This window comes from Promineifilum sp. (SeqCode) (assembly GCF_041918635.1).
In the GTDB taxonomy this organism is placed as follows: Bacteria; Chloroflexota; Anaerolineae; order Promineifilales; family Promineifilaceae; genus Promineifilum.
This window is the reverse complement of record NZ_JAYRVJ010000768.1, coordinates 1-4,821: the sequence shown is the minus strand read 5'-3', so window position 1 is coordinate 4,821 and position 4,821 is coordinate 1. Positions and strand designations below refer to the sequence as shown.

At 66.2% G+C, this 4,821-nt stretch carries 4 protein-coding genes and 2 pseudogenes; all 6 read left to right on the top strand.

Annotation, left to right across the window (positions count from 1 at the left end; all coding sequences use genetic code 11):
• Positions 1–573: pseudogene (locus ACE3UY_RS22125) on the top strand (hypothetical protein); the annotation flags it as partial.
• A gap of 8 nt (positions 574–581) precedes the next feature.
• On the top strand, positions 582–1,430 hold the full coding sequence (gene dsrO / locus ACE3UY_RS22120) for a sulfate reduction electron transfer complex DsrMKJOP subunit DsrO (RefSeq protein ID WP_374689640.1): 849 nt from the start codon (positions 582–584) through the stop codon (positions 1,428–1,430).
• Positions 1,427–2,731: an NrfD/PsrC family molybdoenzyme membrane anchor subunit gene (nrfD, locus tag ACE3UY_RS22115; protein WP_374689639.1), complete on the top strand. Its 1,305-nt coding sequence runs from the start codon at positions 1,427–1,429 to the stop codon at positions 2,729–2,731. The genes dsrO and nrfD overlap by 4 nt, the downstream gene beginning before the upstream one ends.
• A 196-nt stretch (positions 2,732–2,927) precedes the next feature.
• Positions 2,928–3,539 carry a DinB family protein gene (locus tag ACE3UY_RS22110; protein WP_374689638.1) on the top strand — a complete coding sequence of 204 codons (612 nt, stop codon included), beginning with the start codon at positions 2,928–2,930 and terminating at the stop codon, positions 3,537–3,539.
• Complete coding sequence (locus tag ACE3UY_RS22105; RefSeq protein ID WP_374689637.1) at positions 3,526–4,500, top strand: folate-binding protein YgfZ; 975 nt, start codon at positions 3,526–3,528, stop codon at positions 4,498–4,500. Before ACE3UY_RS22110 ends, ACE3UY_RS22105 begins: the two co-directional genes overlap by 14 nt.
• 68 nt (positions 4,501–4,568) lie before the next feature.
• A pseudogene (locus ACE3UY_RS22100) lies at positions 4,569–4,821 on the top strand (hypothetical protein); the annotation flags it as partial.

Genomic DNA, 4,821 nt, shown 5'->3' with positions numbered 1-4,821 from the left:
TCGCAGGAGCTATGTCATAGCTGCCACAACACCGAGGGCCACTACTACTCCTTCACCGGCCACGCCCGCGAGGGGCTGCTGTGCACCGACTGTCACCTGCGCGTGTCCGACTCGCCGGCGGCCGGCACGGAGGGACACGGCCAGCGTAACCACACCTTCAAGATTGACCTGAAATCGTGCAATGCCTGCCATCTGAACGACATGCACGCCGCGGTGGACGAAACCGCGGAGACGGCCTCCGTCGAAACCCTGGTCGGCCCGCCGGCCGAGGGCGAGGGGCAGACAGCTACCACCAATGCGGGGGCGGACACAGCCGTGGCCTGCTACCCGGTAGATGCCGATCTGGCGCGGACGGACACCTTCACCCCCGCCCGCGACGAGATGACGCCCTACGTCAGCCAGACGCCGCAAGGCCCCAGCCCGCTCATCTACATCCTGCCGGCCGGCTTTGGCCTGGTGTTCGGGACGATGCTGGCCCCGTGGCTGTCGCGCTGGACACGGCGGCGAGACAGTAAGCAGTGGTCAGTAAGCAGTGGTCAGTCTGAGACGAAGAAGGGAGGCGAGGGGGAATGACGACGGGTATGGATCGGCGTAGCTTCCTGAAGATGGGGCTGGCCGGGCTGGCGACGGCCGCGGTGGGCGTGGGTGTCAGCCGAAGCCCCATTCCCCTGCCGATGTTTGGACAGCGGGCGGCGAACGGCGATGAATCGCCTGACCACGAACAGCCGGCGGCGCACAAGTGGGTGATGGTCATCGACCAATCCAAGTGCATCGGCTGCGACCTGTGCCTGGCCGCCTGCCACGCCTACAACGACACGCCGCCCGACATCTCCTGGTCGCGCGTCGAAGAGGTAGAGCCAACGTCCGATGGCAAGCGCGTCTTCCAGCCGACGCCCTGCATGCACTGCGAACACGCCCCCTGCGTCGAGATTTGCCCGGTGGGAGCCACCTACCGGCGCGACGACGGCATCGTCATGATGGACTACGACCGCTGCATCGGCTGCCGCTACTGCCAGCTGTCGTGCCCTTACGGCGCGCGCTACTTCAACTGGGAGGCGTTCACCAGCCCAAACCCGGACGTGCCCCACGCCGGCCACCCCGAAGTGCCGCGCCGGCCGCGCGGCGTGGTCGAGAAGTGCTCCTTCTGCGTCCAGCGCATCGACCGGGGCTTGCAGATCGGGCTGCGGCCCGGCTTCGACCCCGACGCTACGCCAGCCTGTGTGGTGGCCTGCATCTATGGGGCGCGCCTCTTTGGCGACCTGAATGACCCCGACTCGCTGGTCAGCATCGCCCTGCGCAACCGCCCCGACGCCTACCGGCTGCACGAGCAACTCGGCACACATCCGCGCGTCTACTATTTGCCGGCGGAACAAGAGGAAGAATCCGCCGATTACGCAGATTTGGCAGATTCTGAAGAGGTGCATCCGTGAGGTTTCTGTCACCCGTCCATGCGCTCCCCTTTAAGAAGCTTCCACCGGTTTCCGAACTGTTGCGGGAGCCGGCCCATCGCCTGATGGCCGTCTTGGGCGCGCTCATGCTCGTCGGCGTGGGCGCGGCGCTGGTGGTCTTCGTCAAGGGGCTGGGCGTCACCAACCTGACCAACCTCGTCCCCTGGGGGCTGTGGATCTCCATCGACCTGTCGGCCATCGCCCTGAGCGCCGGCGCGTTCAGCGTGTCGGCCCTGGCCTATCTGCTGCGCCGCAAGGAACTGGAGCCGGTGGCCCGCACGGCCGTCTTCGTCGGCTTCATCGGCTACAGCATGGCCATGATGATGCTGGTGCTCGACATCGGCCGGCCTGATCGCTTCTGGCATGGCTTCGTCTTCTGGAATATCCACTCGCCGCTGTGGGAAGTGACAATGTGCGTCGGCCTCTACTTCAGCGTGCTGCTGCTGGAGGTTGCGCCCATCGTCGGCCATTGGCACGAGGTGGAGCACCGCTTCCCGACGCTGTCGCAGCGGCTGACATCCGTCCACCGCCTGACGCCCTATCTGGCCTTCGTCGGCCTGTGCCTGTCCACCATGCACCAGTCGTCGCTGGGGCTGACCTACGGCAAGCTGGTGGCGCGCCCCATCTGGTATCGCCCCTGGCCGATGGCGATTAGCTTTTACGTCTCGGCAATCGTTGGCGGGATCGCGCTGGTGACGTTCATCTCGCTTGTCTCTGGACGGCTGACGCCGCGCGCCCGCGTCAACAGGGCCGTGCTCGACAAGCTGGCCTACGGCATCGGCTGGGCGGTGCTGGCCCTGCTGGCGTTGCGCTGGTGGGACTTGATGTCCATGCCGGTGGGCTATGAGCCGGCCAAGAGCGAGGCGCTGTACATCCTCACCCGCGGCCGGCTGGCCTTCAATTTCTGGTGGTTGGAAATCGTGCTGGGGATGGTGCTGCCGGCCACACTCTTGCTAATTACTCCACTGCGGCGACACGGCCGCGTGCGCATCCTGGCCCTGGGGCTGGTCGTCATCGGCGTCGTCGCCTATCGCTGGGATACGAACCTGGTCGGCCAACTGGTCGTCTACGGCCAGGTCGAGGGCAGCGGCGTTGTCCCGCTGTTCACTACTTACACGCCATCACTTATTGAGATCCTGACGGCAACCGGGGTGCTCGCCTACGGCCTGCTGGCGGTCATCTGCGGCGTCCGGTATCTCAATGTGATCCACCATGGAGAAGTGGTCGAGGCGCCCGCCGAAGCCACCGTGCCCGCCGCCATGGTACCCTCCTCCTCCCGTTGAGCAACTCAGGAAAAGGGTGGGCGAGAAAGCGCCGCGTCTGGGCAACCAGCGCGGCGCTTTTGATTGGAAAGAAGATCTCACGCAAAGCACGCAAAGTTCGCCAAGAACGCAAAGAAACAGTTAGCTTTGCGCTCTTTGTGTGCTTTGCGTGCGATCTTTCAGCGTTGCGTGAGATCTTTCGGCTATAATAGGATCGATGTCAGCTCTGGAAGATTTACTCGATCGATTGGACGCCACGCGCGAACGGACGCTCATGGCGCTGGAGAGTCTGCCCGATGAGGCGCTGGTCGCCCCGGCGGCCGTCGGTCGCTGGTCGGTGGCCGACCTGCTCAGCATCCTGACCGCCTGGGACGCCGAAGTGGTGACCGGCCTGATGCGCCTGAAGGCGGGCCAGCCGCCGGAACGGCTGCTGGCCGCGCTGCGTAACCCCAACGCCTACAACGCCCAGCGCTACCAGGACGCTCAGGGCCGCGGCCTGGATGCCATCTTCAACGACTTCCAGGGGGCGCGGATGCATCTGGAGGAGTGGCTGAGCGAGTTCTCCGAGCGCGCCCTGACCGACCCCGGCCACTACAAGACGCTGGGCGGCGCGCCGCTCGGCCGGATCATCGCTCAGGCCACGCACGAACATGAGGCGCGCTACCTGCCCTTCCTGACCGCGATGGTCGAGCGCTGGGAGGCGGAAACGGCGTCCGACTCCGTGGAGATGATCCCGGTGACCGGGATCGACATCCTGGAGTTGCCGTCGGCCAATGGGGACGGGACGGCAGCCCTCTTCCCGGGAGATGAGGACGATGATTTCGAATGAGGCGTATCGCGCGGCGCATGAGGCGGCCGTCCTGGCTGACCACGCCGGCCGGGGCATGTTGCGCCTGAGCGGCAAGACGCGGCTGGAACTCATCCACCGCATGTCCACCCAGGCGGTCAACGGGCTGAAGGGCGGCGAGGGCGCGGCGACGGTGCTGACGACCGATATCGGCCGCATTATCGACCGGATACTCCTCTACGCCACGTCCGACGCCGTCTACGTCCTGACCGGCGAGGGACACGCCGACGCGCTGGCCCGCTACTTCCTGCGCAACGTCTTCTTCAACGACGACTTCCAGCTAGAGGACTTGAGCGCGCAGACTGTCGTCTTCGGCATCTACGGCCCGCGGGCGGGAGAGATGCTGGCCGCGGCCGGCTTCCCGGAGGTCATGCTGCCGCTCCACCACTGGCGAGAGGCGCAGATCGGCGGCGCGACGGCCTACCTCCACCGCGCCGACCCTATCGCCGGCGACGGCTATCTCGTCACCGCCAATGCCGACGACCGGGAGGCGGTGTGGGCCGCGCTGGTTGCCGCCGGTCTGACGCCCATCGACGACGCGGCCTACGACTACCTGCGCATCGAGGCCGGCCGGCCGCGCTTCGGCCGGGAGTTGACGCTCGACTATATCCCGCTGGAGGCGGGGCTGTGGGACGACGTGTCGTTTCACAAGGGGTGCTACACCGGGCAGGAGATCATCGCCCGCATGGAGAGCCGCGGCAAGCTGGCGAAGCGGCTGGTACGGCTGCAACCCAGACCTGACAGGTCGGCGACCTCCGGTCGCGCTGAGACCTATCAGGTCTTGCCGGGGACGGAGATCGTCGCCGGAGATCGTCCGGCCGGGACGATCACCTCGGCCGCCGAGGGGCCGGCCGGGCTGCTGGCGCTGGGGTACGTGAAGACGACCGTCCTGGATCAGGGCGCGGAGCTTCTCGCGGGCGACGTGCGCTTGAGTGTGATGTAGCGCGGGTTGGCAACCCGCGTCTTTCGCGCTGACTAAGACGCGGGTTGCCAACCCGCGCTACAATCAGAATGGCTGACTTCTTCGAACGCAACATCGTCGTCGTCTACTTCTTCTACGGCCTGGCCTTCTTCAGCATGGGCCTGGCTATCTGGCTCGCTTCCTCCCGCTTCCGCACCTCCGAATTTCGCCTGGCCGGCGCGCTGCTCTTCCTGGCCGGGTTCGGCGTCGTCCACGGCTTGCAAGAGTGGCACGACATGTTCGCCCGCATCGAGGCCGGCGGCGCGTCCACCATCCCCGGCTGGCTGCTGCTACCTGAAGTCC

Excerpts from the sequence above, each read along its gene's own strand:
- ACE3UY_RS22105 (WP_374689637.1), top strand. The coding sequence starts at position 3,526 with ATGATTTCGAATGAGGCGTATCGCGCGGCGCATGAGGCGGCCGTCCTG.
- dsrO (WP_374689640.1), top strand. The coding sequence starts at position 582 with ATGGATCGGCGTAGCTTCCTGAAGATGGGGCTGGCCGGGCTGGCGACG.
- ACE3UY_RS22110 (WP_374689638.1), top strand. The coding sequence starts at position 2,928 with ATGTCAGCTCTGGAAGATTTACTCGATCGATTGGACGCCACGCGCGAA.